This is a genomic window from Actinomadura fibrosa (genome assembly GCF_900659615.1).
Taxonomy (GTDB): domain Bacteria; phylum Actinomycetota; class Actinomycetes; order Streptosporangiales; family Streptosporangiaceae; genus Spirillospora; species Spirillospora fibrosa.
On the sequence record NZ_CAACUY010000066.1, the window covers coordinates 1 to 23,781 of the forward strand.

26 protein-coding genes are annotated in these 23,781 nt (G+C 70.7%); 11 read left to right on the forward strand and 15 right to left on the reverse strand.

Annotated elements, in window-relative coordinates:
• Both E1300_RS51670 and E1300_RS22445 read left to right on the forward strand, forming a co-directional pair.
• Positions 1–256: hypothetical protein (locus E1300_RS51670; RefSeq protein WP_370785136.1), on the forward strand; the 256-nt coding region annotated here is incomplete at its 5' end.
• Between the two features lie 161 nt (positions 257–417).
• Complete coding sequence (locus E1300_RS22445) at positions 418–2,376, forward strand: multicopper oxidase family protein (RefSeq protein ID WP_165502937.1); 1,959 nt, start codon at positions 418–420, stop codon at positions 2,374–2,376.
• Positions 2,377–2,429: 53 nt separating this feature from the next.
• On the opposite strand, the gene E1300_RS22450 is transcribed toward E1300_RS22445, so the two are convergent.
• On the reverse strand, positions 2,430–2,738 hold the full coding sequence (locus tag E1300_RS22450; RefSeq protein WP_207399898.1) for a Fe-S cluster assembly protein HesB: 309 nt from the start codon (positions 2,736–2,738) through the stop codon (positions 2,430–2,432).
• Positions 2,739–3,029: 291 nt separating this feature from the next.
• Between E1300_RS22450 and E1300_RS22455 the strand changes: the two genes are divergently transcribed.
• The gene (locus tag E1300_RS22455; RefSeq protein WP_131759012.1) at positions 3,030–4,397 is read left to right on the forward strand and encodes an NAD(P)/FAD-dependent oxidoreductase; all 1,368 of its coding nucleotides are present in this window, start codon (positions 3,030–3,032) and stop codon (positions 4,395–4,397) included.
• 116 nt (positions 4,398–4,513) lie between these two features.
• Here the strand turns inward: E1300_RS22455 and E1300_RS22460 are convergent, their stop codons facing one another.
• Complete coding sequence (locus E1300_RS22460) at positions 4,514–5,989, reverse strand: MFS transporter (RefSeq protein ID WP_131759013.1); 1,476 nt, start codon at positions 5,987–5,989, stop codon at positions 4,514–4,516.
• Positions 5,990–6,170: 181 nt separating this feature from the next.
• Between E1300_RS22460 and sigJ the strand changes: the two genes are divergently transcribed.
• Positions 6,171–7,073: an RNA polymerase sigma factor SigJ gene (gene sigJ / locus E1300_RS22465; protein ID WP_131759014.1), complete on the forward strand. Its 903-nt coding sequence runs from the start codon at positions 6,171–6,173 to the stop codon at positions 7,071–7,073.
• A 6-nt stretch (positions 7,074–7,079) separates the two neighbouring features.
• On the opposite strand, the gene E1300_RS22470 is transcribed toward sigJ, so the two are convergent.
• Positions 7,080–7,829 carry a class I SAM-dependent methyltransferase gene (locus E1300_RS22470; protein ID WP_242619323.1) on the reverse strand — a complete coding sequence of 250 codons (750 nt, stop codon included), beginning with the start codon at positions 7,827–7,829 and terminating at the stop codon, positions 7,080–7,082.
• 264 nt (positions 7,830–8,093) lie between these two features.
• Between E1300_RS22470 and E1300_RS22475 the strand changes: the two genes are divergently transcribed.
• Positions 8,094–9,605, forward strand: a complete 1,512-nt coding sequence (locus E1300_RS22475; RefSeq protein ID WP_131759015.1) for a B12-binding domain-containing radical SAM protein — start codon at positions 8,094–8,096, stop codon at positions 9,603–9,605.
• Positions 9,606–9,663: 58 nt separating this feature from the next.
• Here the strand turns inward: E1300_RS22475 and E1300_RS22480 are convergent, their stop codons facing one another.
• Together E1300_RS22480 and E1300_RS22485 are read right to left on the reverse strand one after the other, a co-directional pair.
• Positions 9,664–9,993: a DUF3140 domain-containing protein gene (locus E1300_RS22480; RefSeq protein ID WP_131759016.1), complete on the reverse strand. Its 330-nt coding sequence runs from the start codon at positions 9,991–9,993 to the stop codon at positions 9,664–9,666.
• Positions 9,990–10,220, reverse strand: a complete 231-nt coding sequence (locus E1300_RS22485) for a hypervirulence associated TUDOR domain-containing protein (protein ID WP_131759017.1) — start codon at positions 10,218–10,220, stop codon at positions 9,990–9,992. Before E1300_RS22485 ends, E1300_RS22480 begins: the two co-directional genes overlap by 4 nt.
• A 210-nt stretch (positions 10,221–10,430) precedes the next feature.
• On the opposite strand from E1300_RS22485, the gene E1300_RS22490 reads away from it, so the two are divergent.
• Both E1300_RS22490 and E1300_RS22495 read left to right on the forward strand, forming a co-directional pair.
• The gene (locus E1300_RS22490) at positions 10,431–11,270 is read left to right on the forward strand and encodes an SDR family oxidoreductase (protein ID WP_131759018.1); all 840 of its coding nucleotides are present in this window, start codon (positions 10,431–10,433) and stop codon (positions 11,268–11,270) included.
• Positions 11,270–12,358, forward strand: a complete 1,089-nt coding sequence (locus tag E1300_RS22495) for a class I mannose-6-phosphate isomerase (RefSeq protein ID WP_131759019.1) — start codon at positions 11,270–11,272, stop codon at positions 12,356–12,358. Before E1300_RS22490 ends, E1300_RS22495 begins: the two co-directional genes overlap by 1 nt.
• Here the strand turns inward: E1300_RS22495 and E1300_RS22500 are convergent.
• The 6 genes from E1300_RS22500 to E1300_RS22525 form a co-directional block, all read right to left on the reverse strand.
• Positions 12,342–12,683, reverse strand: coding sequence for a peptidase inhibitor family I36 protein (locus tag E1300_RS22500; protein WP_165502938.1), 342 nt, complete (start codon positions 12,681–12,683; stop codon positions 12,342–12,344). The two genes, E1300_RS22495 and E1300_RS22500, sit on opposite strands and share 17 nt — an antisense overlap.
• Before the next feature lie 167 nt (positions 12,684–12,850).
• Complete coding sequence (locus E1300_RS22505) at positions 12,851–13,153, reverse strand: hypothetical protein (protein ID WP_131759021.1); 303 nt, start codon at positions 13,151–13,153, stop codon at positions 12,851–12,853.
• A gap of 408 nt (positions 13,154–13,561) precedes the next feature.
• Positions 13,562–14,326 carry an ATP-binding cassette domain-containing protein gene (locus E1300_RS22510; RefSeq protein WP_131759022.1) on the reverse strand — a complete coding sequence of 255 codons (765 nt, stop codon included), beginning with the start codon at positions 14,324–14,326 and terminating at the stop codon, positions 13,562–13,564.
• Between the two features lie 158 nt (positions 14,327–14,484).
• Positions 14,485–14,751, reverse strand: coding sequence for a DUF397 domain-containing protein (locus E1300_RS22515; RefSeq protein WP_306440668.1), 267 nt, complete (start codon positions 14,749–14,751; stop codon positions 14,485–14,487).
• A gap of 41 nt (positions 14,752–14,792) precedes the next feature.
• On the reverse strand, positions 14,793–14,993 hold the full coding sequence (locus E1300_RS22520) for a DUF397 domain-containing protein (protein WP_131759047.1): 201 nt from the start codon (positions 14,991–14,993) through the stop codon (positions 14,793–14,795).
• A gap of 2 nt (positions 14,994–14,995) precedes the next feature.
• On the reverse strand, positions 14,996–15,808 hold the full coding sequence (locus tag E1300_RS22525; RefSeq protein ID WP_165502939.1) for a helix-turn-helix domain-containing protein: 813 nt from the start codon (positions 15,806–15,808) through the stop codon (positions 14,996–14,998).
• A gap of 151 nt (positions 15,809–15,959) precedes the next feature.
• On the opposite strand from E1300_RS22525, the gene E1300_RS50215 reads away from it, so the two are divergent.
• Positions 15,960–16,172 carry a hypothetical protein gene (locus tag E1300_RS50215; RefSeq protein ID WP_165502940.1) on the forward strand — a complete coding sequence of 71 codons (213 nt, stop codon included), beginning with the start codon at positions 15,960–15,962 and terminating at the stop codon, positions 16,170–16,172.
• A 102-nt stretch (positions 16,173–16,274) separates the two neighbouring features.
• On the opposite strand, the gene E1300_RS22530 is transcribed toward E1300_RS50215, so the two are convergent.
• A complete protein-coding gene (locus E1300_RS22530) occupies positions 16,275–16,856 on the reverse strand; it encodes a TetR/AcrR family transcriptional regulator (protein WP_131759024.1) in 582 nt (193 codons plus the stop codon).
• Positions 16,857–16,950: 94 nt separating this feature from the next.
• On the opposite strand from E1300_RS22530, the gene E1300_RS22535 reads away from it, so the two are divergent.
• The gene (locus tag E1300_RS22535) at positions 16,951–18,381 is read left to right on the forward strand and encodes an MDR family MFS transporter (RefSeq protein ID WP_131759025.1); all 1,431 of its coding nucleotides are present in this window, start codon (positions 16,951–16,953) and stop codon (positions 18,379–18,381) included.
• Here the strand turns inward: E1300_RS22535 and E1300_RS50220 are convergent.
• Positions 18,378–18,530, reverse strand: coding sequence for a hypothetical protein (locus tag E1300_RS50220; protein WP_165502941.1), 153 nt, complete (start codon positions 18,528–18,530; stop codon positions 18,378–18,380). The genes E1300_RS22535 and E1300_RS50220 overlap by 4 nt on opposite strands.
• Before the next feature lie 173 nt (positions 18,531–18,703).
• Here E1300_RS50220 and E1300_RS22540 point away from each other — a divergent pair, with 173 nt between their 5' ends.
• Both E1300_RS22540 and E1300_RS22545 read left to right on the forward strand, forming a co-directional pair.
• Complete coding sequence (locus E1300_RS22540; RefSeq protein WP_131759026.1) at positions 18,704–20,935, forward strand: NACHT domain-containing protein; 2,232 nt, start codon at positions 18,704–18,706, stop codon at positions 20,933–20,935.
• A 33-nt stretch (positions 20,936–20,968) separates the two neighbouring features.
• Positions 20,969–21,622: an HAD family hydrolase gene (locus E1300_RS22545; RefSeq protein WP_165502942.1), complete on the forward strand. Its 654-nt coding sequence runs from the start codon at positions 20,969–20,971 to the stop codon at positions 21,620–21,622.
• On the opposite strand, the gene E1300_RS22550 is transcribed toward E1300_RS22545, so the two are convergent.
• The gene (locus E1300_RS22550) at positions 21,597–23,102 is read right to left on the reverse strand and encodes a B12-binding domain-containing radical SAM protein (RefSeq protein WP_131759028.1); all 1,506 of its coding nucleotides are present in this window, start codon (positions 23,100–23,102) and stop codon (positions 21,597–21,599) included. The two genes, E1300_RS22545 and E1300_RS22550, sit on opposite strands and share 26 nt — an antisense overlap.
• Positions 23,103–23,549: 447 nt before the next feature.
• Positions 23,550–23,693 carry a hypothetical protein gene (locus E1300_RS50225; protein ID WP_165502943.1) on the reverse strand — a complete coding sequence of 48 codons (144 nt, stop codon included), beginning with the start codon at positions 23,691–23,693 and terminating at the stop codon, positions 23,550–23,552.
• Between the last annotated feature and the right edge of the window lie 88 nt (positions 23,694–23,781).

Here is a 23,781-nt window from a genome sequence, read left to right on the forward strand (position 1 = left end):
GATCGCCGTCCCGGCCGACGAACCGCTCGCCTGGACGCGCCCGTCCGCCCCGGACGACTCCCGTCCGCCGCGGGGCGCGCGGGCGGCCGCGGACGGGGCCGCCGCCGTCCGCCGGGCGCCCCGGCCTCGGTCGCGGTTCCGGCCCGGTACGCGTCCGCCTCCGACCCGGCCTGAGCACCTCGAACGCCTCCCACCTGCGGATATCGGCGGCGCCCCCGCGGCCGGTCCCAGGCCGTCCCGGTGCGCCGGAGAATGACACGATCAAAAACGGGAAAGCGCGCCGCGTCGAACGGCATTCGGACCGGCATGCCGATCGGCAGGGCCGGAAACCGCCGGTGAGGACGTTACTCGATTCCGCCGCATATCCCAAGTGATCGATTCGGCGAGTTGTCCGGGACGGTCTTTAGCATGGCGCCCATGACCGCAGCTGACTCCGACGAGACCCGCTCGGCCAAATTGAACCGTCGCGCGCTGCTCCAGGGCGGCGCGATGGTGGGGCTGAGCACTCTGGCGGCCGCCGTGCCGGCGTCCGCGTCCCCCTCGGCCACGACCAATTCGCCGACCGCGTTCGCCCCGGGATCCGGCGGGCCCGAGCCTTCGCCGCCCCAACTGAAATTGACCAAGTTCGCGGATCCGCTGCGAATCCCGCCGGTACTGCGGCCGCGCCGCCACAGCGCCTATGACGAACTGACCGTGACGATGCGCACCGCCGATGTCACGCTGCACTCGGAACTGCCGCCGACGCCGATGTGGACCTATCAGGGGACCTATCCGGGGCCGACGATCGAGACGACCAGCGGCCGTCCGCTCCGGGTCGCCTGGGAGAACCGGCTGTCCGGCACCATCCCGATCGACGCCTTCGACTTCTACCTGGACCCCGGCGACGCGCAGAACCCGCCCAGCAACTACCCGGGCACCGCAGGCTGCCAGGAGGTGCCCGGTGTCGCCGGCCTGCCGCCGTGGGCCGCCGTCCACCTGCACGGCATGCTCACCGGCGGCGGCAACGACGGCTGGATGGAGAACCTCATCGGGCCCGGCGACGTCCAGCTCTCGGCCTATCCGAACCACCAGCCCGCGACGACGCTGTGGTACCACGACCACACCCACCACGTGAGCCGCTACAGCGTGTACGCCGGGCTCGCGGGGCTGTTCGTCTCGCGCAACGCCGAGGAGCGCGCCCTCGACCTGCCCGACGGCAGGTACGAGGTGCCGCTGGTCCTGAGCGACCGCAACTTCGGCCTGGACGGGTCGGGCGCGCTGACCGGCCGGTCCCTGCACAAGGTCGGGGCGGTCAGCGACCTGCGGCTCGTGCGCCCGCACGCCGGCCCCTACACCCTCGTCAACGGGGTCATCTGGCCGTATCTGAACGTGGAGCCGCGCTGGTACCGGTTCCGGATCGTCAACACCTCGAACGCCCGCTACTACCGGCTGGTCCTGATGGCGGACGGGAAGCCCGTCCCGGGAGCGCTCAAGGTCATCGGGACCGACCAGGGCCTGCTCGACAAGCCGGTCCCGGTCGAGGGCGCGCTCAGCCTCATGACCGCCGAGCGGGTCGAGGTGCTCGTCGACTTCAGCGCGTTCCGCGGCACGGCGGTGAAGCTCGTCAACACGCTGCCGAACATCGCGCCGGGCGGCCGCGACACGCGCGACGACCTGCTCGAACCCGACGTCATGCAGTTCCGCGTGGCCGACCGCAGGCCGTCCGGCCGGTTCACGCTGCCCGCGGTGGTCTCGCCCACCTTCAAGCGGGTCACCCACGAGGACCTGCCGCACGACCACCCGCAGCGGTGGATCCTCCTCGCCCCTCCGCTGTTCACCGCCGGCACGCCGGGCGTCCCCGAACTGTGGGAGATGAACGAGGTCGACTCCGCCGGCATCACGTTCCCCACCGAAGGGATCGTCCAGGTCCGGGACGCGCAGGGGAACGTCAAGACGCTGCGCAGGAAGGCGATGGTCTACGACGACGGCAAGGCGTTCACCCCGGAGCACGGGAGCTGGGAGGTCTGGAACTTCCTCGCCATCCACATCGTGCCCCACCCCATGCACATCCACCTGTCGCACCTCCAGGTGCTGTCCCGCGAGGAATACGACGTCACCGGATTCGACAGGTTCGTGCGCGGATCGACGACACCGCTCAAGTTCCTGGCCGCGACACCGACCGAGCCGTACGGGCTCGGGGACAAGGACGTGGTCCGGGTCGGGACGTCCGGGGTCGTCCAGGGCGGCCACGGCGAACTCGTCTCGGTGGCGGTCCGGTTCCCGGTCGTCGGACGCGGCGTCTACCACTGCCACCAGCTCGAACACGAGCAGCACATGATCCGTCCGCTCGTGGTGACCCCCGCCGCGCACATGCACGCGGGCGGCCACCACCACTAGCCCGGCACCCGCGGCCGGGCCGGCACCCCGCGGCCGGGCCCGGACCGGTGGGGCTACCCCGCGGTTCCCGGCTCGGCGCCGTCCGGCGCACCCGTGATCCGGAAGATCACGTCGTCGTCCTCGGCGATCTCCGCGTTGAGGGCCCGGCCGCCGAGCATCGCGGCGACCTTGGTCTGGAGGAACACCCGCACGCCGTCGGTCTCGATGACCTGGTCCCCCGCGTCCGGCCCGGGCGTGATGGACAGTTCGAGGCCGCCGGCGGAGTCGTGGTGGACGATGCGGAGGCCGGAGTCCTCCGGGACCCCCGGCCTGGTCGTCAGGATGCGGATGGCCTCGACGGCGGTGCCGGTCAAAGTGAGCACGGTCGAACTCCTAGGTCGGCGGGCGAGCCCCAGTGAAGCACGCGGAAGCGTTCAACCGAAAAGACCGCCGCCGCCTGACGGCGCTCTACACTCGCTTTCCCAACGGCGTTCAACCGAGGAAACACGCAGTCGAACACCCCCGCTCGAATCGGTACCAGGGCACATATCCGAACGGTCGGCGACCGCGTTGACTTTCGGCCGGGCGATTCTTGATCCTGGCGTCCAGTCGGGAAATGCACGCGCAGGCCGTCGTCCTGTGCCCCGCGGCTTCGAGCGCTGAAGGAGCGATCCGTGACCGAGAATCGCAACGCCGCCTATGACGCGATCGTGATCGGCGGAGGCCCCAGCGGGTCCTCCTACGCCATCACCCTGGCCCGCAAGGGCCACTCGGTACTCGTGCTGGAGCGGGAGCAGATGCCGCGCTTCCACATCGGCGAGTCGCTGCTGACCTACACCGCGGACGTGCTGGAGCAGCTCGGGCTGCTCGACCGGGTGGCCGAGAGCGGCTTCGTCGTCAAGCGCGGGATCGAGCTCACCGGGACCGAGGGCACGTTCCGGCGCCTCGACCTGGGCAGGGTCGGCGAAGGGCGGCGCGGCTACACCTACCACGTGGAGCGGGCCCACTTCGACAAGATCCTCCTCGACGCCGCCGCGGAGACGCCGGGCGTGACCGTCCTCCAGAAGGCCCGGGTCAGGAAGCTGCACTTCTCCGGCGAGCGGATCTCCGGCGTCCGGTACGAGCAGGACGGCGAGGAGCACGACGTCACCGCGAGCTTCGTCATCGACGCGAGCGGCCGGACGGGCGTGATCGCCCGCGGGCTCGACCTGCGCAGGACCGACAACGACCTCAGGATGGCGGCGATCTTCCGGCACTACGGCGGCCTCGACGAGCGCAACAACCCGGCCACCGAGGGCGACATCCAGCTCGGCCTGTACGAGGACGGCTGGTTCTGGGCCATCCCGATCCGGCCCGACGTCATCAGCATCGGCTGCCTGGCCCCGGCGGAGGTCCTGCGGGCGTCGGTGCCCGAGAAGGTCTTCGACGAGAACCTGGAGCGGATCCCCCGGATCGCCCAGCGCCTCAAGGGCACGACGGTGGTCCGCGACATCGGCGGCGAGAACAACTTCGAGTACCACTGCGACACCCTCGCCGGGCCCGGCTACTTCATCGTCGGCGACGCCGGCTGCTTCACCGACCCGGTGTTCTCCGGCGGCGTGCTGCTCGCCCTCACGACCGGGCGGCGGGCGGCCGAGGAGACCGCGCGGGTGCTGGACGGCGAGGCCGAGGAGAAGGACGTCGCGCTGCGCTACCAGAACTTCTTCAAGACCGGCTACGAGACGTACTACCGGCTCATCCGCGCCGTCTACGACAACCGGTACGTCTCCGAGGGCCGCGAGCTCCGGGTGACGCCGCAGTCGGGCGAGCGGCGCCTCGCCGGCGCGGGCTGGTGGGGGATCCAGGAGAGGCTCCAGGCCACGTCCGGCGGGCCCTTCGACACCAAGGAGTCGATCGAGCACTTCTGGCTCGTCCGGGCCCTGAACGGCGACTTCTGGTCGGGCGAGAACCGGTTCTTCCAGCGGCTGCGCGAGGAGAAGGCGTGGCGCCTGTTCGACGACTTCGACCCGATCTACGAGTGCCCCGTCCACCCCGGTAGCTGACCGGCGCGCGACCGCACGGCCCCCCGAGGCGCCGTGCGGTCCGCGCGGTCGATGCGGCCCGCACGGTGCACGGTCACGGTCGTGCAGCCGTGCGGGACGCGGGCGGTCGCGGCGGGTCAGGCGCGCGGGACCGGTTCGGGGACTGGGTCCGTGCGGGGCGCGTCCTGGGCCTCGCCGCGGCTGTTCGCGGCGCGGAGCGCGACGACCGCGGCGGCCACCAGGAACAGGCTGCTGACCAGCAGCGCGCGGGAGAAGCCCGAGGTGAGCGCCGCGGGCGCGGGGGTCCGCCGGGCGAGGAGGTCCTCCGTCCGGGACGTCGCCACCGCGGAGAAGATCGCGAGGCCCAGCGCCCCGCCGATCTGCTGCGAGGCGTTGAGCAGCGCCGCGGCGAGCCCGGCCTGGTCCGGCGGGACGTTGGCGTTGGCGGCGGTGGTGACCGCCACGAACGCGAAGCCGAGCCCGAACGAGGTCACCATCAGGCCGGGGAGCAGGTCGGTCAGGTAGTGGCCGTCCACGGGGATGCGCGACAGCCAGTAGATGCCGCCGGCGGCGAGCAGCAGCCCGGCGACCAGCACCGGCCGCGTCCCGATCCGCGGCACGAGCTGGGCGGTGGCGCCCGCGGCGACGCCGACGCCGACGCACAGGGGCAGGTAGGCCGAACCCGTCTGCATCGGCGAGTAGCCGAGGACGTTCTCCATGTAGAGGCTGAGGAAGAAGAACATCGACAGGAACCCCGCGACGGCGACGAGCTGGGTGACGTCCGCCGCGCCGAGCCCCCGGATCCGGAAGATCGACAGCGGCAGCAGCGGGTCGCGGCCGCGCCACTCGTTCAGCACGAACAGGGCCAGGACGGCCGCGGCGCCCGCGAGCCCGCCGACCGTCCGGGCCGCGTCCCAGCCGACGTCCGGCGCCTTCACCAGCGTGTAGACGAGCAGCAGCATCCCGCCGGTGACGAGCACGGTGCCGAGGACGTCGAAGTCCGCGAGCCGCGCCGGCCGCCGGTCGCCCTCGACCAGCGCGAACAGCCCGGCGAGGACGATCACGCAGACGGGGACGTTGACGAGCATGACCCAGCGCCAGCCGGGCCCGTCGGTCAGCAGCCCGCCGAGCAGCACGCCCGCCGCGGACGCGCCGCCCGCGACGCCGCCCCACACGCCGAGGGCCTTGCCGCGGTCGCCGCCCTCCCTGAACGTCGTCGTCAGGATGGACAGCGCGCCCGGCAGCATCAGCGCCGCCCCGGCGCCCTGCGCGAGCCGCGCGCCGACCAGCACCTCCGAGGTTCCGGCGAGCCCGCCCGTGACGGACGACAGCGAGAACAGCACCGTCCCCGCCGCGACGACGCGGCGGCGTCCGAGCAGGTCGGCGAGGCGGCCGCCGAGCAACATGAAGCCGCCGTAGGTGAGCAGGTAGCCGCTCGGCACCCACTGGAGGTCCTGGACGGTGAAGTGCAGGTCCGCGCGGATGGCGGGCAGCGCCACGTTGACGATCGAGGCGTCGATGAAGTCGAGGAAGGCGATGGCGCACAGCAAGGTCAGGGTGAGCTTGCCGCGGCCCGTCGCCAGGAAGGACGGTCCGGCGTCCTGTTCTGCCATGGAGGGCCTCCGGGATCGGGCGGTGGGACTCGTGCTCGGTTGTCGCGATCCAAGAGGGCCGGGCGCCGGCGAGTGTGACATCGGGCGCCGCCGCTGAGGTCCACGTCACACTTCGTCTCCCGATGTCACACTTCGGGGGCCCGCACCGCTCAGAGGGGAGAGCGCACAGGAGGTCGCGACCATGCCGGACACCGCCACGGGCGTCTTCGCCGATCACCGGGAGCTGCTGTTCTCGGTGGTCTACAACATGCTCGGCAGCGTCGCCGACACCGAGGACGTCCTCCAGGACACCTGGCTCGCCTGGACGGCGCGGACCGGCGCGGAGGACGCCGAGGAGATCGCGAACCCGCGCGCCTACCTGGTGCGGATCGCGGTGAACACCGCCCTCGCCCGGCAGGCCGCCATCAGCCGCCGCCGCGAGACCTACGTCGGCCCGTGGCTGCCCGAGCCCCTCGTCGGCGGCGAACCGGGCGCGGACGGGGCGGCGGAGCGCACCGAGGCCGTCTCCCTGGCGCTGCTGGTCGTCCTGGAGACGCTGACGCCGCTGGAGCGCGCGGTGTTCGTCCTGCACGAGGTGTTCGGCTACGCCCACACCGAGATCGCGGGGATCCTCGACCGCAGCCCGTCCGCCGTGCGGCAGCTCGCCCACCGCGCCCGCGAGCACGTCCACGCCCGCCGTCCCCGCTACCGGGTGGACCCCCGCGTCCAGCGGCAGGTGACCGAGCGGTTCCTGAAGGCCGCCATCGGCGGGGACGTGCAGGGCCTGCTGGAACTCCTCGCCCCCGACGTCACCCTCTGGACGGACGGCGGCGGCAAGGCGCGCTCGGCGGCGCTCCGCCCGATCAGCGGCCGCGACAAGGTCGCCCGCACGATCGCCCGGACCAGCCAGGGGTCCGACGCCGTGATCCGCTACCGCAGCGTCAACGGCGACCCGTCCGCGGTCCTGTTCGACGGCGACGACGCCCCGTTCGGCGTCATGGTCCTCGACCTCGCCCCCGAGGGGGACAGGATCACCGGCGTCTACGCGGTCACCAACCCCGACAAGCTCGGCCACATCGGCGGCCACGGCACCGAACGGGGGTGAGACGGCTCACGCGCCGCGGACGCCGACGAACAGGCCCCGCCCGGTGAGGCCGCCCTCGCGGTACTCGGCGGGGCAGCCGGCGTCGGCGAACGCGGCGTGGTACTCGTCCCTGCCGAACAGGGTGAGCAGGTGGACGTGGGTGAACTCCCGGATCCCGTCCGAGCCGCCGACCAGGTAGCGGGCCTCCAGCCGGGACACGCGGCCCTCGCGGGTGGTGTGCGAGACGCGGGCGACCGCGCGCCCGTCGACCTGCCCGGCGTCCGCCGCGAGGTAGCCGTCGATGAACCGCTCGGGGAACCACCAGGGCTCCACGACGAGGACGCCGCCGGGGTCCAGGTGCCGGGCCATCGCGGCGATCGCGGCGCGCATCTCGGCCGCGTCGGCCAGATAGGCGATGGCGTTGAACATGCAGGTCACGGCCGAGAACGTGCGGCCGAGCGCGAAGTCGCGCATGTCCCCGGCGTGCACCGTCACGCCGGGCAGCCGGCGCGCGGCCACGGCGCGCATCGGCGCGGCGATCTCCAGGCCCTCGACGTGCTCCATCGACCGCGCGAACGTCTCCAGGTGCGCGCCGGTGCCGCACGCGACGTCCAGGAGGGACGTCGCCCAGGGCGCCTCCGCGCGGATCAGCCGGACCAGCTCCTCGGCCTCGGCGGCCCAGTCCTTGCCGCGGATCCGGTACATGTCCTCGTAGACCTCGGCGAACTCCGCGGTGTACATCAGCGGCCGTCCCGCATCGGGAGAACGGTGGGGCATCGTCATCCTCCTGGGCGCCGGGGGCGCGCGTCCCGCGATCGGAATCCCCGTCCCCGCATTATGTCTTCGCCGCCCGCGGCCGAACAGTTCTTGAAGAAAGGCGCGCTCCGCCCCGCCGCCGCTTTATCGACAATCTGGGAGAAGACGCGGACCGGCGCCCATGGGATGCTCATCACAGGTGTCGCGCGGCACCATCACGAATTCATTCAACGTGAATTCATGGAAGACAAGAGCGAACGGAGCTTAACGGCCTAGGAGGCTCTCATGAGTTCGCGTGACGTACGTGTGCTCCTGCTCTATCCCCCGAACCAGACCCTGCCGGGCGTCATGTGCAAGCCCAACGGCTCCCTGGCCTACCCGTCCCTGGGCGGGTCGCTGCGCCGCCACGGCATCGACGTCGCCGTCTTCGACGCCTGCGTCGGCGACGACACCGACGACCTGAACGAGGTGTTCTTCGACCGCGCCGACGAGCTCCCGAGCGGGATGCTCCGGACGGGCGTCGACGACGAGCGCATCCTCCGGGAGGCGGCCGACTACGACATCGTCGGCATCACCTCGATCTTCACCGAGCAGGAGACGATGGTGCTGCACTGCGCGCGCATCATCAAGGAGGCATTCCCGGAGAAGATCCTGGTGTCCGGCGGGGTGAACGCCCGGTCCCGGATGCCGCAGTTCTTCGGCGCCGGTTTCGACGTCGTCTGCCTGTCGGAGGCCGAGGAGACCATCATCGAGATCGTCCGGGCGGTCCGCGCGTCGGCCGGGTCCCCGGACTTCTCCGCGATCGCCGGCGTCGCCTGGCCCGAGCCGGGCCGCATCCGCGTCAACGCCACCACGTCCAAGGACATGGTGTGGGACCTCGACACCCTGCCGATGCCGGCGTGGGACCTGCTGCCGAACAGCCGGTACTGGGAGATCGGGCGGCCGCACGGCGGCGTGCCGGGCGGCGTGCTGTCCTACTCGTCGATGGTGACCTCGCTCGGCTGCCCGTTCCACTGCGCCTACTGCCACATCGCGGGCGAGCAGGAGGGCAGCATCGCCGGATACATCGGCAAGTACCGGATCAAGTCCGACGAGCGGGTGCTGGAGGAGCTCGACGTCCTCAAGGGCCTCGGCGTGAACCAGGTCTTCATCGAGGACGACTCGCTGCTCGGCGACAAGCGGCGCGGGCTGCGGCTGCTCCGCAAGATCCGTGGCGCGGGCTTCGACATCGTCGACGTCAACGGGATCAACATCGTCCACCTGCTCAAGAAGTGGAAGCCCGACCACGAGGTGCTGGAGGTGCTCGTCGAGGCGGGGTTCTCGCAGATCGCGCTGCCGTTCGAGTCCGCGAACCTGCGCATCCTGCGCAAGTACGCCAGCAACAAGCTGAACATCGAGAAGAGCGACATCGAGGGCCTGATCCGGGCCTGCAAGGACTACGGGATCCGCATCATGGGCAACTACATGATCGGCTACCCGGACGAGACGCGCGAGGAGATCGACCGCACCGTCGAGCTCGCCCGCCGGCACATGTCCTACGGCCTGGACTCGGCGAACTTCTTCTGCGTGATGCCGCTCCCCGGGACGCCGCTGTTCGACCAGGCGATCCGGGACGGCAACCTCGACCGCGACTTCAACCCGGACATGATGAACTTTCTCCGGGCCAACATGCGCAACACGATCGTCCCGGCCGACGAGCTCGAAGAGATCCGGGACCGCGCCTGGGAGGAGGTCAACCGGCCGGAGTTCAAGGCGTACAAGCGCACGATGGTCGTGAACCCCCCGACGGTCGCGTGAGGACCGCTCCGGGAACGCCTCCCGCGGGAAGGCGTTCCCGGGATCGTCGCGCCGCCTCTCACTTCAGCGGGTCGTGACCCCAGTTCATCAGCGAGTACCGCCACTTCGTGTCCGTGACGTCCCCGGACGGTCGCTGCGCGAGGTGGCGGTGCACGTAACCGACGACCTTGTCCATGTGCGCGTAGTCGTCCTCGGTCAGCTCCGACTTCCTCTCGTGCAGCAACTGCACGATCCTGCGCCCGGACTCGTGCCCGACCGACTCGCTCCCGCCGTCCTTCTGGCCGACGGACTTGGACTCGTCGGTGTCGAGCCACCGCTCCAGCTCCTTGGCGGTCATGTTCACGGCCTTGCCGAACTCGGACGCGACCTTCCGCTCGTCGTCCTTCACTTCGACCCCTTCTTCTTCAGCGCCTCGGCCTTGTGCACCGCCTTGCCGCCGCTCTTCTCGCTGCGCACCACGTACTGCGGCTCGTCCTCCGAGGCCGCCACCGTGCGCCCCGCCTCCTTCGTCCGCTCGGTGAGCTTCTTCTCGACCTTGCCCTCGGCCGTGGAGCCGTGGCTCTTCCAGCTGACCTCGTCCCCCACGGACGGCTCGCTCTTCCCCTTTTTGCTCATGTGTCCCGGCTACCCGCCTCCGGCCCGAATACCGGGACGGCACGGCTGATCTCCGGCGATTTGACCGGCCCCCGAGAGACTCGGCCGTCCGGTCACGGACACGTCCCGCGCTCGCCAAGCCCGCGTCAAGTTCGGCCCGACTCCCGGTGAAGCGTCATCCGGCGGGTAGCCGGGGAGTGCCGGGAACCCGCACCGCCACGGAGGTGGACCATGAACCAGCCGGCGCAGCAGCAGCGGCCGCCCGGCGTCCAGTCGGCGATGTCGCCGCGCCCCGACTGCGGCGAGGACTCCTACCGCGGCTCGGGCCGCCTCGACGGCAAGACGGCCGTGATCACCGGCGGGGACAGCGGGATCGGCCGCGCGGTCGCGATCGCCTTCGCCCGCGAGGGCGCCGACGTCCTGCTCTCCTACCTGGACGAGCACGAGGACGCCCGCGACACGGCCCGGCTCGTCGAGGAGGCGGGCCACCGCGCCGTCCTCGTCCCCGGCGACCTGGCGGACCCCGCGCACTGCCGCGACGTGATCGCGAAGGCCGCCGGCGCGTTCGGCCGGATCGACGTCCTGGTCAGCAACGCCGCGTTCCAGATGACTCGCGACTCGCTGGAGGAGATCCCCGACGACGAGTGGGACCACACCCTCAACGTCAACATCTCGGCGATGTTCCACCTGTGCAAGGCGGCGCTGCCGCACATGGGCCCCGGCGGCTCGATCATCGGGACCACCTCGGTCAACTCCGACATGCCGCCCCCGCAGCTCCTCCCCTACAACTGCACGAAGGCGGCCATCGCGAACTTCGCCGGAACGCTGTCCCAGCTGCTCGGACCGCGCGGCATCCGCGTCAACAGCGTCGCGCCCGGCCCGATCTGGACCCCGCTGATCCCCGCGACGATGCCGTCCGAGCAGGTCGAGTCGTTCGGCGGGCAGGTCCCGCTGGGACGCGCCGGACAGCCCGCCGAGGTCGCCCCGGTGTACGTCCTGCTCGCCTCCGACGAGGCGAGCTACGTGTCCGGCGCCCGCATCGCCGTGACCGGCGGCCAGCCGATCCTGTGATGGACTGGCATCCGCTACGCCTGACCACGCCCGTCAAGGCGCACGTGTTCGGCGGCCGCGCCATCGCCGACCGCCTCGGCCGCACCGGCCTGCCCCCGGGCCGCGTCGCCGAGACGTGGGAGGTCAGCGACGTCGACGGCGAGGGCGCCGAGGTCGCGGACGGCCCCCTCGCCGGGCACTCGCTGCGCGACCTCGCGACCGAGCACCCCGAGGAGCTGATGGGACGCGGCTGGCGCGGCGACCGCTTCCCGCTCCTGACCAAGTACATCGACGCGACCGGCGCGCTGCCCGTCCACCTCCACGCCGACGACGAGACCGCCGTCCGGCTGGAGGGGCAGCCGAACGGCAAGACCGAGGCCTGGCACATCCTCGACGCCCGTCCCGGAGCCACGGCCCTGGCCGGGACGAGACCGGGCGTGGACGCCGCCACCCTCCGCGAGGCCCTCCTGCGCGGCGACTTCGACAGCGTGATGCGCCGCCTGCCCGTCGTCCCCGGCCAGACCATCTACATCCCCGGCGGCACCCTCCACAGCTTCGGCCCGGACACCCTCGTCTACGAGATCGAGCAGACGTCCGACATCCAGCAGCACGCGATGCCCTGGCGCATGGAGGACGGCTCCCCCATCGGCCCGGACGAACGGCACCGCAACATCGACATGCTGCTGGCCGAATGGAGGCCCGACCCCCGCCCGCGCTTCCACCCCGGGCTCGTGATCCCCGTGTCCGACGGCGTCCAGCGAACGGTCTGCTGCGCCGGCCGCTACTTCGCCCTCGAACGCTGGCAGGCCGCCGCGGGCACCCGCATGCACCTCACGCTCCGGACGGCCACGATCGTCAGCAACGCGGGCGCCCCCGCCCGGCTGAGCAGCGGGAACTGGTCGGGCACCCTCGAAGCCGGGAGCACGCTCCTGCTCCCCGCCGTCCTCGGCGAGGCCGAGGTGAGCGGCCCGGCGGACGTCCTCCTCGGCTACCTGCCCGACCTGCCCTGTGACATCGAGATCCCCCTGGCGAAGGCGGGCCACTCCCACACCGCCCTGACGACCCTGACCTCGGACGCCACTGAGGCGTCCGTCACACGACGATCTTGACGCTGCGGGCGCCGGAGGGAAGCGAGGGCACGGCCTGCCCCCGTCCCACGACGGCGACGGGCGTCCCGGCGCAGAAGGCCCCGGAGTACACGAAGGCCGTGACCGGCACCCCGGTCCCCGCCGGATAGGTGTTGGCGACCGACCCGAGCGGAAGCGTGGAAGCGGTACAGGTCGTCCCCCCGCGGAAGATCGTCACCGCTCCGGTGAAGTTGGGCCCGCTCCAGCCGCAGACCGAGTTGGCGGGACACCCCGGCAGCGGTGCGGCGGAGTCGGCCTGCGCCGCCGGCACCAGCCCCGCGACGGCCGCCGCAGTGGCAACGAACAAGAGAGCCGCTTTCCTGATCACGATGCACTCCTCTGGATCGGTCACCGGAACCGTCCGCCTCTCGACGGACGGCCCCCTCCGACCCGAGCATGCGCTCCGCGCCGCCCCCTGTCCTTACACCTGCACGCACACCCCTGTTCTTTCCATGCACTCCGCCGCTATGGGCATCACCGTCGCCCTCGGCACGGCTGGACGACCTTGCCGCCGACCACTCCGCGCAGCCGCCGGTTCGTCGCCGCCGTGTTCGCGGTGACGGACCAGCGCCTGCCGTCGGTGACGCTCGTGAACGGTATGCCGAAGCTGCACGCGATCTTCACGCCGGCCCGGAAGTCCGCCGGCGAGTCGTAGACCTCGACGTTGACGTGCTCCCCCCGGACGACGCACGTGACCTTGGTCCCGCCGAGCACCGCGCCCCGCTTCGGCCGAGCGCAGCCGAGCCCCGCGGACCTGATCTTCTTGGCGATGTCCATCGGCGTCCGATAGCCCCCGGTGGACGGGCCACTCGCCGCACCTGCCGCCGACCGCGACGCAACGGCGCCCGCTCCGGTGCCACTGGACGAGGGCCCGGCGCCGTCCCCGCCCCCGCCCCCGCCGCCGCACGCGGAAACGAGGACAAGCACCGCAACCAGGAAGCCCGCATTGCGCACGAGCGCACGGCAAGTGGACGTCGGCACGCCGCTGTGAACGGATGGCATGGCAGATCCCCCGTGAGAGCTCATGAAGGAATACGCCACCAGACCGATGGCGTCGTGTGTTACGGACACCAAGTGAAGCATGTGTGTATAGAGTTCACAAGCGTAGCCCGGTCATGCCGTCCACCACGGACGTCGAGCGCCAGAACCAGCACCCGCCCGCCATAGAGCGGACGGTGCCGTGTTTCACCGAGCCCGCCGAGCCGGGCTTTCCCACCGACCTGCACAGACCACGGCCCGAACATCCCGGACGTCACGCGGTGGACTGGCGACCGCACTGCCTGAGCGGTCACGCCAACGGCCGAGCGGCGCCGAGACGACACCCGGCGATGTAAAGGTGCGATCCCGGTCGACGACACTGACGCGGCAGGCCCGCCGACTCTCGGCCGCGTCGCGCGTGGTGAGCAGCACGGTCATGCCGACCGCGGCCACGCGGCGCAGCGTCGCCCAGATCCGATGGATCGTTCCATCGTCCAGGCCGGACGTGGGCTCGTCCAGGAACAGCACGTCCGAGCGGTTCACCATCGCCAGCGCCAGATCGAGCAGCCGCCGCTCACCCGCCGTCAGCCGCTCGAACCGCACCCCGGCGACCTTCTCCAGCCCGGTCAGCGCGAGCACCTCGTCCACCGTCAGCGGGTCCAGCGTCCAGCGCCGCCAGCCTTCGATGACCTCGGTGACGGTGAGGCCGGGGAACGAGCCGCCGTCTCGCCACACCGCGCCCACCCGAAACCCGTCCCGCTCGGCGTAGGGATCGGCGCCACGAAGCCGAACCCGGCCACCGCACGGCCGCCGCAGACCGGCCAACGCCTCCAGCGCCAAGGTCTTTCCGGCCCCCCGATGGCCGAGCAGCGCGTGGATCTCGCCTTCCGGCACCGCCAACGACAGGTCCCTGACCATCCGGCCGCCGGAGCTGACATACAGGTCGCGTGCCTCGACGACGATCGCGCCCATCCTGGTTCCCTCCACGCCGTGCGACTACCAGTCCTTCCGGACCTCCCTCGTGGGACGAGCCTATGGACGCGACCCCCCGATAGCCGCCTGAGCTGGCCGGACGTTCGCACTCCGTAAGATCACCGGAGAGACCCCGCCAGCAATGACGCGAAGCGCGGCTAGCGGTCGTAGCGTCCGGCGCGGACGTCGAGCGCCAGCGCCGCGAACGCCGCGCGCCCAATCAACAATCTCGGCCCGTCCGGATCCGTGGAGTCCCGCACGGCGACAACCGACTCCCCCGCCGCCACCTCAACGCAATTCCCTCCCTCGGAGTCGCTGTAGGAACTCTTGCGCCAACTGGGCGCCGACAGGCCGGGAGTGCTCACTTTCCCTCCATGATGCTGCTTATCTGAGAGTCCGCCGCACGTCCGGACCGATTGCGCCACAGGTCAAGGTCTCGAAGGCAGCTACGGGTCGGTCGTCGCGGCTAGCGGTCGTAGCGTCCGGCGCGGACGTCCAGCGCCAGTGCCGCGAACGCCGCGCGCCCGATCAGCAGCCTCGGCCCGCAAGGATCCTTGGAGTCTCGCACGGCGACAATCTGCTCCGTTGCCGCCACCTCGACGCAGTCGCCGCCGGATGAGTCGCTCCGACTGCTCTTGCGCCAGTGGGCGGACGAATGATCGAACATGCTCACACGCTTTCCATGATCGAGCGGATGAAGCTTCCGGAGTCGTCCGCGGACATCGCGGTGGACCTGATCATATTAAAAAGCATATTGAGCCTGCGCACATCCGGCGGCTCGGTGAGCATTTGCCCGAAACCGCTCACTCCATCGACATACGCGACGTCCGCGCTCGCGTCGAACGAGAGCAATTGGTAGCCGCCCCCTTGGAAGACGCGTGCCGTCGTAGGGATGACCTGGATCGCGACGTTCGGTTCAGCCATCATGTCGAGCAACCGCTTGCACTGTCCTACGCGGACGCAAGCGTGCAGGTCACGGAGCACGGCCTCGCGGAGGAGGACGAACAGCCAGGGTGGGTTCGCACGAGCGAAGATACGTTGCCGCTCCATGCGGAGGGTCAGGACCTCTTCCACCTTGTCCGCCCGCTGTTCGGACTCGAAGACAAAGCGGGCGTGCTCCTCAGTCTGAAGCAGCCCCGGTATGAGCAGCGGAGCGAAGATGCTCAGTTGCGACGCATCCGGTTCCGCCTCGGCCAGCGGGCGGAAGCCCTTGGGGATCAGGCCGCGTTTGCGGACTTCGATGTGTTTCTCCCAGAGGCGGCGGAAGGTGCCGTGGCACTCGAAGTAGGTGTCGAGGTCGTCGGCCAGGCCTTCGGAGGGCGGCTTCTCGAAGGTCTCGACCTTGGCGATCCACTGGGGGGTGCAGCCCAGGGCCTCGGCGAGCTTGTTGCGTGAGAGCCCGGCCATCTCGCGGCGGGCGCGCAGCTCGATGACGAACATCTCCTGATAGGCGGTGGGGCCGCTGTCACGCGCGGGTGCCATCGGACGCCTCCCGGGTGTCGGCCTGCCGGTTCCGGGTGTCGCACTGTCCGGCGGGGGTGCTCGCTGGGGGGTGAGTGGTTCGTAGCTCAGCGTAGTCGTGCGCTGCGACGCTCGTCTCCCGGACAGAGAAGCCAGCAGGGAGTTCCACACCGTGAACGATCCAGAACACGCCCGCCTCCAGCAGCAGTACCCGGACTGGTACATACGGCGCCCTCCGACGATGGCGTGCTTCGTGGCCACGCGGTTGCGTCCGCTCACCGAGCGGGAGATCTTCTACGGCCTGCACGCCACGCTCGTCGAGGACACCCGGGAGCGGCTGAGCGAGGCGCTCGCCACCCAGCACGAGATCGAAGAGGCCCTGTGATCGTCGTAGCGATGTGCGGTGCGGCGGCCGTCGCGCTGCTGGCGCTCTGGATGCTCGTGCTCTTCGTCAGCATGGCCGGACGGTCGTCGGGCGGCGCCCACGTCAGGAGCCGGCACTCCTGGGAGCAAGAAGAGGGAGGAAGACCTGGTCGACGATCTCGGTGAGCGTGGTCTCGGCGATGGGGTTGCTGGTGAGCAGCATCTCGTGGCGGAGGAGGTCCACGGGCAGCGTGACCACGCGGGACGGGAGGTCGGCGGTTTCGAGTTCGCCGCGTTCGGCCGCCCGCTGGAGGACGGTGGTCATGACGCCGTGCATGATGGTGAAGAACCGGGGGTCCAGGTCGGGGGCGTCGGCCATGAGCCCGTGGACCAGGTCCGGGCCCAAGTCGCGCTGACGCTGGACCATCCGGCGCAGGACGGTCAGGACGTCGCCGCGCAGCTCGCCGGTGTCGATGACCTCGTCGGCGATGGAGCCGGTGTGGTGGCGCACGGCGGCGATGACCAGTTCGGGGCGGTTGCGCCAGCGGCGGTACAGGACCTGCTTGCCGGTGCGGGCCCGCGCGGCGACGCCCTCCATGGTCAGCCGGGAGTAGCCCACGGCGGCCAGCTCGTCCCAGGCGGCCTCCAGGATCGTGGCCTCCAGCGCGGCGCCGCGGCGGCGCGTGCGCGGCGGGCTCTCGTCCATTGCCATCTCCTTTGGAGACGTTGCGTCTCTTGTGTTCGTCAGCCTATCGTGGCAGTGCAAGAGACGCCGCGTCTCTTAGAGTGGAGGGTGGGCGATGACCGCGGAGCGGCTGGATCGGGGGTTGCTGGGCCTGGCCGGCATCCTGGTCCTCGGCGCGATGGCGCCGCTGCTGGACAGCACGATCGTGAACGTCGCCATCCACGTCCTGGGCCGCGACCTGGACGCGCCGGTGTCGACGGTCCAGTGGGTGAGCACCGGCTACCTGCTGGCGATGGCGACGGCCATTCCCGTCACCGGGTGGACGGTGGAGCGCTTCGGCGCCAAGCGGATGTGGCTGGTCGCGCTGGTGCTGTTCCTGGCCGGTTCCCTGCTCAGCGGCCTGGCCTGGGACATCGGCTCGCTGGTGGCGTTCCGCGTGGTCCAGGGCGCGGGCGCCGGCCTGATGCTGCCGGTCATGCAGACCATCCTCCTGCGCGCGGCGGGCGGGCGGCGGATCGGACGGCTGATGGCCGTCGTCTCGCTGCCGGTGTTGGCGGGTCCGATCCTCGGGCCGGTCATCGGCGGGCTGATCGCCGGGCATCTCAGCTGGCGCTGGATCTTCTACGTCAACCTGCCGATCTGCGCGGCGGCGATCGGCCTGGCCTGGAGGCGCCTTCCCGCGGACCCGCCGCCGTCGAGGCCGCGCCTGGACGTGATCGGGCTGGCGCTGCTGTCGCCCGCGCTCGCGGCGCTCGTCTACGGCCTGTCCCGGGTCGGCGACCGGGGCGGGTTCGCGCATCCGGAGGTCGCGGTGCCGCTGGCGGCCGGTGCGGTGCTGCTCGCCGGGTTCACCTGGCACGCCCTGCGCGCCGCCGATCCGCTGATCGACCTGCGGCTGTTCGGCAGCCGCTCGTTCGCCGCGTCCTCGGCGCTGCTGTTCGGGTCCGGGCTCGCGCTGTTCGGGCCGATGCTGCTGCTACCGCTCTACTACCAGCAGTTGCGCGGCGAGAGCGTCATCGCCACCGGCCTGCTCCTGGTGCCCCAAGGGCTGGGCAGCCTGCTGGCCCGGCCGCTGGGCGCGGTCGCCGACCGCATCGGGCCCCGGCCGGTCGTCCTCGCAGGTATCGTGCTCGCGGCGCTCGGCACCGCGCCCTTCGCCCTCGCCGGCCGGCACACCGGCATGCCCGTCCTGGGCGCCGCGCTCGTCGTCCGCGGATTCGGGCTGAGCGCGGCGACCATGGCGGTGATGGTCGGCGCCTTCGACGGCCTCGACCGGGCGCGGATCCCGCACGCCAGCAGCACGAGCCGGATCATGCAGCAGCTCGGCGGATCGTTCGGCACCGCCGTCCTCGCCGCCATCCTGCAAAGCCAGCTGAGCGGTCACCCGGGCCCGTCCGGGCAGGTCACCGCATTCGACCGCACCTTCTGGTGGACGGTGGCGTTCACCGCCCTCGCACTCGTCCCGGCCCTCGCGCTGCCCCGCCGCCCCCACCCCACCCCCGCCGTAGACGGCAAACGCAACACCACGTCCACCACCGCCTCCTAGTCGTCTACCTCCTGGGCGGCATCGTCCGGGGTAGCGGATCCTTCATGGCTCGAAGCGCGGCGGTCACGGGTGAGCCACGCGGTCAGGAAGGCGGCGGCGATCGGCATCGCGTCCGCGACGGCGGTGTGCAGGAGATGAAGGATCGACATGCCACTCCCTCGGGGCCGACGTGCCTGCTTCCCCGAGCCTCCCGGAGGGTCCGCGCCGCGAGCCGGAGGCAAAGCGTCCAAGACCGGGAGAAAGCGTCGGTTTGCGTCGAACGCCTCAGTTCTCGGACGGCGAGATACGTACGCTTGCGGACAGTGAGTGCGAGACGTCCCCGATGAGCCCGGTCACCGCCCCGGAGCCTCACGAGCGCTGGGCCAAGGCGCTCCGGACGCTCGTCACCCCGGGCGTGTACGGCGCGGACCTCAAGGAGTCACCGCTGCTCGACCATCCCGCCGTGCTGGCACGGGCCGGGGAGGGCGCCGGACGGCAGGTACGCGCCGAGGCTCTCATCGACGTCCTCGAAAAGGTGGTGGAGACACGGCTGCGCGCCAATGACAGGATCGCGGCGCGAATGCTCCTCGGCCTCGGTGAATGGTCGGGCCGGCCCGTCACCGAGCGGCACCAGGCGGTGGCCAGGCTGCGGAACCGGCATTGGACGTGGGAGCGGAACTACCGGAAGGAGCCGCTCGGGCGCGACCTCCTCATGATCGTGCTGGCGCTCGACCGAGCCGTCCCGGGACCCGACGACAAGCCCGGTCCGCCGGAGACCCGGCTTCTGGAGTCGGCTCCTGGCCGGGCGGAGGTGCTCTCCGGCGACCTCGTCCGCGACCTGGGACGCCGTCGCACCGCCTACCCCCTCGACATGAGCCTCCACCAGTTGCACGACGGCGGCCTGCTCGTCGGAACGCGGATGGTGCGCTATCACGAGCGAGGCCGCAGCAGCCAGATGCTGGCACTGGACACCGTCATGCGGGCGCTCGCCGGAGGACGCTCGGTGCTCCTGCTCGGCGAACCCGGCTCGGGCAAGAGCGTGGCGCTGTACGAGGCGGTGCAGCGCAGTCTCGCGGAGGGCCTCCTGCCGTTTGCGGTGCGGGCGCGCGAGCATGCCCGGCTGCTGTCCGGCGCCGACTGGCCGTGGTTGAAGGTCCTTCCGGGCGCCGTCATCTTCCTGGACGGCTTGGACGAGGCCGTGGCGGACGCCGAGAGCCTGGCCCGCACACTGCCGGAGCTGCTCCGGGCCCGGCCGACGCTCGTCACCTCCCGGCTCCGCGCGTACGAGCAGGAACTGTCGCCGCTTCTGGCCGATGCGGGGTTCGACGAGGTGTACGTCCTTCTGCCCTGGCGGCCCGGTGTGGAGTTCCGCGATTTCCTCGACCGGCTGCACAGCGCCGACCTGCTCGACCGGCCGGAGCGCCTCCACGACGCGGTGACGGCGAGACAGGACCTGTCGCAGTTGGCGGCGCGGCCCCTGTACGCGCGCATGCTCACCTTCATCGGTGAGCACGCGCGATTCGTCGAGGATCCCGTGACGCTCTACGACGAGTACCTGTCCGCCCTGGCCAAGGTCGCCGACTCGTCCGCCGGGCACCAGGCCGCCGGTTCCGTTGACGCGCTCACCGTCTGGCAGGCGGCCGCGTGGGCCGCGCACGCGTCCGGTGCGATGGCGAGGGGCGCCATGCCCGTCGCGGAACTGGTGGAGGCGCTGGTGGAGGCGCTGCCGCCGGGCATCGGTCCGCAGTCCCTCCGGCGGATGCTCGACCTGATCCTCGACATCCGGACCGTCCGGAACCGGGAGGTGGGCGAGTTCCTCCACTACTCGTTCTTCGAGTACCTGGTCGCCGCGCATGTCTGCGATGCGCTCCTGGACCGGCCGAACGTCCGGAGCATCCACGAGCTGTTCCGCCGCGATCTCACCCGTGAGATGCGGCACTGCCTGCTCGCCCAACTCAGGGCCACCCCGCAGCGGGATCTCCGTGAGGGGCTCGCGGCGGCGTACCGGGAGGCCGGGTCCGCGGGCACGACCCCCGAGGGGCAGGCCGTCCGCAACCTGCTGGTGTATCTGCTCTCCAGGTCCGTCCCGCACAGTGACGCGGTGCTCTCGGAACTGCTGGAGGCAGAGGACGACCCGTTCCTGGCCGCCGCCATACTGTGGGCCCTCTGCCATCGCGACGTCCCCGGAAGCGACCGGCGCTTCTTCGCGCGGCTCGATCAGGATCCGTCCTTCCGATCTATGTGCCGGGGGTATGTCCTGTATTACTACGGCGATCTGGAGTTCTCCGACGGGCCACCCTATCTGGACAATCCACCATATCGCTCATGCGCAAACACTCTGCGCACGATCCTGGAACTTTTTGAGCGTTCCACCGGAATTCAGGACGTCTCAGCCCGCCGCCGCGGAATCGATCTCTATACTTTCCTCGACATCCTCGTGGTGCGCGATATCACCCTTCCCACCGGATCATTGGACCTTCTCGAAATATTTCACCGGAACCTTCAGGGCGGGGACATCGATGCTACGCTGTGGGCTCGCTTGGCGGAGATGATGGAAATGCTCCGAGCCCGCTGACGATCCGCCGCCCACCGGAGTCAGGTGATCCTCGTGAAGAAGCTGTTCGTCTGGGATCTGCACGGGACGCTGGAGCAGGGCAACCACCGGGCGGTCATCGACATCTCCAACCATGTCCTCGCCGCTTACGGACACGCCGAGCGCTTCTCCCATGCCGACAGCATCACCCTGTACGGCAAGAAGTGGTTCGAGTACTTCACGTGGCTCTTAGGAGAGGACGAGTACGTCCGCGCCATGGAGCTCCAGGAAGCATGCTTCGAATTGTCGGAGAGCAACCCGAACATGCAGTGCGACGGCATCGAGCCGACCCCGCACGCGGCGGAGGTGCTCGCCGCGATCCAGGCGCGGCATGACCAGATACTGCTGTCCAACACCCGGCCCGCCACCCTGTCGATCTTCTTGAAGGTGCTGCGGCTCGAAAGGTTCTTCCCCGAGGGCACCGCCTTCGCGGTGGACCAGCACACACGGGACGCCCGCCGCACCAAGGCGGACGTCCTCACCGAGTACCTCCGCGGCGCCCGCGACTACGACGAGATCGTGGTCGTCGGCGACTCCCCCAGCGACATGGGCCTGACAGCGATCAGCGGGGGCACGGGCTACCTGTTCACCCATCCCGGCTTCGTCTTCCGCGAATGCGAGGCGACGCACCGGATCAGGGACCTCAGAGCGGTTCTGTCGGCGCTGTGAGCCCGGCCGGCCCGAGTTCCCGCCGCCGGAGGCGATCAGCGAACCCCCTCCGCCAGGACGGGGCGTTCCAGTCGTACGCGAAGGCCCACGGAGCGATGCCCCGCAACCGCACGCCCGGCGGAGGACGCACGGCCAGCGGAGAGCCGCGCACGATCTCCAGCATGTTGAGCGAGCCGTCCACCATCCCCGGTGCCCGACCGCACTGGGCCTCGAACCAGGCCAGCTGCCGCTCCGCGGCGTCCAGCGGCTCGTCCGGCAGCCCGAAGATGAGGTTGATCACCACGGCGATACCGCTGCCCGCGCAGGCCGCGACGACGTCCTCGACGACCTTCGTGTCCGTCACCTTGGCGAACAGCCGCTGACCCGCGGGGTGGACGCTCTCCACACCGAACTCCAGTGTCGACAGGCCCGCCGCCGCCAGCCTCGGCGCGTGCACGGCCAGGCTCGGCGTGATCTTGGTGGTCGCGCTCCAGCGGACCCGGACGCCCGCCTCCTCCAGCGCGCCGGCGAGGTCGAGCATCATCGGGACGGTGAAGAGCGAGTCCTTCACCGAGAACCGGCGGACGCCGTGCCGGTCCACGAGGGCGCCGATCGCCTCCGCCGCCCGCGGCGCGTCCAGCCGGGTCGTGGCCGGCTCCACGACCGGGTACGTGCAGTAGGTGCAGCGGCCGTAGGAGCACCCCCGCGTGAACTGCAGCGGCATCGTCAGCGTGGACGGGTCGTAGGGGGCCAGCTGGTCCTGCGACATCAGCGGCAGATAGTCGAACGGCCTCCCGGCGGGCGGGACGCCCGCCACCCGCGGGGCGGCGGGGCGGCCGCCACGCACCCGCCGTACCAGTTCGGCGAACTCCTCCTCGGCGTGCCCCGGCAGGACATGGTCGAAGAACCGCGTGTAGCGGGCGTCCGCGGCCATCTCCGCCGCGAGGAGGGTGGCGTGGCTGCCGCCGAGGACGGTCACCGAGCCCGGCCAGTGGCGCTTGACGAGCCGCGCCACGACGATCCCGAGGAAGACCTGCGACGGACCCATCATCGAGACGCCGACGACGCATGGCGGCTCCGGAACCGCAGGGAAGAGAATCCCGGACAGCCATGTCGCCCAGAACGCGCCGGGCTCGGCGGCCTGGGCGGTGGCCCGCTCCAGCGACGCGAAGGCGAAGTGCATTCCCGCTCTCGCATCGGCGGTGTCAGGAAGATGCAAGGCGTCAGCGCGGTCGAGTCCCGTCTCGTCGAAGAACCATTCCGCCGCCGCGGCGAGCAGCGCCCGATTCTTTCCGTGGTCGCCGATGATGCCTTTTCCGCGATCATCGGTCACTCCCCGGAACCGCCGGAGGTACTCGATATTGAGATCACAGATCCGTACATGGACGCCATTCCGGTCAGCCGCGCGCGCCAGGATCATCGGCCCCAGCGGAGGATTCGTCTCGGACGGGGACGGCGGCGGCACGATGAGCAGCGCGTCGATCGGCTGGCCGGAATCCATGGCGTTCCGATCCGAGTCAGGCGCGAGGCAGCCCTCCCGCTTCAGGGCACTCTAACTCGGATCCCATCCTGTCGACCATGCAATGATGCACAGTCTTTTCCGGACACGTTCACCGGCCATTTCCCAGCCTCGACGGAGATCAGCCGAACCTTTCTCGATGATTCAGGGACAGGTGGGATAGAGGGGGCGGGCGCCTGTGGTGCGGACGGTCGTGTCGGTGGTTTGGTCGTGTCACCCGCCGGGCGCCTGCCCGTGTCGATCCAGCGGACCAGGTCGTCCCAGGCGGCGCCGGCCTCTGAGCCGCCCGTTTCACTACGGCGGTGGGTGGACGATCGTGTATCCCGGCAGCGGCTGGTCGTCCGGCGTCGTGGTGGCGGCGGCTCCGGTCGGTATGTGGAACCCCTCGACCGGATGTGGCCGAGGGGTTCGTCCACGTATCCGTGCGGGTCAGCGGTCGGGGTGGTTCAGGAGCCAGGTCAGGACGGCGCGGGTGGTTCCGGCGGCCGTGCCCTTGAGGAGCGCGGCGAGCAGGGTGAGCCGTTCGGCGCGGGTGAGTCGCGCCGTTTCGGCGGGGTCAGGGGCGTGCCTCATCGGGAGTCCTCTCGATGGCGTCTCGGATCACGTCCAGGATGGGGAGCGCGTCGGGACCGGAACTGAGTTGCGACGAACGGGGGCACGG

Excerpts from the sequence above, each read along its gene's own strand:
- E1300_RS22540 (WP_131759026.1), top strand. The coding sequence starts at position 18,704 with ATGAGCCCGGTCACCGCCCCGGAGCCTCACGAGCGCTGGGCCAAGGCG.
- E1300_RS22445 (WP_165502937.1), top strand. The coding sequence starts at position 418 with ATGACCGCAGCTGACTCCGACGAGACCCGCTCGGCCAAATTGAACCGT.
- E1300_RS22505 (WP_131759021.1), bottom strand. The coding sequence starts at position 13,153 with ATGGACATCGCCAAGAAGATCAGGTCCGCGGGGCTCGGCTGCGCTCGG.
- E1300_RS22470 (WP_242619323.1), bottom strand. The coding sequence starts at position 7,829 with ATGCCCCACCGTTCTCCCGATGCGGGACGGCCGCTGATGTACACCGCG.
- E1300_RS22510 (WP_131759022.1), bottom strand. The coding sequence starts at position 14,326 with ATGGGCGCGATCGTCGTCGAGGCACGCGACCTGTATGTCAGCTCCGGC.
- E1300_RS22460 (WP_131759013.1), bottom strand. The coding sequence starts at position 5,989 with ATGGCAGAACAGGACGCCGGACCGTCCTTCCTGGCGACGGGCCGCGGC.
- E1300_RS22490 (WP_131759018.1), top strand. The coding sequence starts at position 10,431 with ATGAACCAGCCGGCGCAGCAGCAGCGGCCGCCCGGCGTCCAGTCGGCG.
- E1300_RS22520 (WP_131759047.1), bottom strand. The coding sequence starts at position 14,993 with ATGTTCGATCATTCGTCCGCCCACTGGCGCAAGAGCAGTCGGAGCGAC.
- E1300_RS50220 (WP_165502941.1), bottom strand. The coding sequence starts at position 18,530 with ATGTCGATCCTTCATCTCCTGCACACCGCCGTCGCGGACGCGATGCCG.
- E1300_RS22550 (WP_131759028.1), bottom strand. The coding sequence starts at position 23,102 with ATGGATTCCGGCCAGCCGATCGACGCGCTGCTCATCGTGCCGCCGCCG.
- E1300_RS22475 (WP_131759015.1), top strand. The coding sequence starts at position 8,094 with ATGAGTTCGCGTGACGTACGTGTGCTCCTGCTCTATCCCCCGAACCAG.
- E1300_RS22495 (WP_131759019.1), top strand. The coding sequence starts at position 11,270 with ATGGACTGGCATCCGCTACGCCTGACCACGCCCGTCAAGGCGCACGTG.
- E1300_RS22525 (WP_165502939.1), bottom strand. The coding sequence starts at position 15,808 with ATGGCACCCGCGCGTGACAGCGGCCCCACCGCCTATCAGGAGATGTTC.
- sigJ (WP_131759014.1), top strand. The coding sequence starts at position 6,171 with ATGCCGGACACCGCCACGGGCGTCTTCGCCGATCACCGGGAGCTGCTG.
- E1300_RS22530 (WP_131759024.1), bottom strand. The coding sequence starts at position 16,856 with ATGGACGAGAGCCCGCCGCGCACGCGCCGCCGCGGCGCCGCGCTGGAG.
- E1300_RS50225 (WP_165502943.1), bottom strand. The coding sequence starts at position 23,693 with ATGAGGCACGCCCCTGACCCCGCCGAAACGGCGCGACTCACCCGCGCC.
- E1300_RS22485 (WP_131759017.1), bottom strand. The coding sequence starts at position 10,220 with ATGAGCAAAAAGGGGAAGAGCGAGCCGTCCGTGGGGGACGAGGTCAGC.
- E1300_RS22535 (WP_131759025.1), top strand. The coding sequence starts at position 16,951 with ATGACCGCGGAGCGGCTGGATCGGGGGTTGCTGGGCCTGGCCGGCATC.